Origin of the sequence: Streptomyces hilarionis (genome assembly GCF_024539675.1) — a bacterium.
GTDB classification, from domain to species: domain Bacteria; phylum Actinomycetota; class Actinomycetes; order Streptomycetales; family Streptomycetaceae; genus Streptomyces; species Streptomyces hilarionis.
The window spans coordinates 1-207 of sequence record NZ_JAHHIT010000944.1 but is presented as its reverse complement, the minus strand read 5'-3'; the positions used below and the strand labels follow the sequence as shown (position 1 = coordinate 207).

The 207-nt window shown below is 78.3% G+C and carries 1 protein-coding gene; it reads left to right on the top strand.

What is annotated here, in order from left to right; all coding sequences use genetic code 11:
• Positions 1-188: hypothetical protein (locus KMS84_RS40855; protein ID WP_256921704.1), on the top strand; the 188-nt coding region annotated here is incomplete at its 5' end.
• Positions 189-207: the final 19 nt, after the last annotated feature.

The window sequence follows — 207 nt, the reverse complement described above, 5'->3', positions numbered from 1 at the left end:
GGCCCGTGCCGCACCCCCGCTCGGCGCGGTCGTGCGCCCGCACCCCCCTGCGTGCCCTTCCCGGTCTCGCGCGCGACAACGCGCAGCCGCGCGCTCACGGCGCCACCCCCGTGGACGCCGTGAGCGCGCGGCGCGCGACCGCTCACGCCCTGCACGCCTCCCCCGTCGTGCTCGTGCACGCATCGTGAGCGATCCTGGACACCGTGT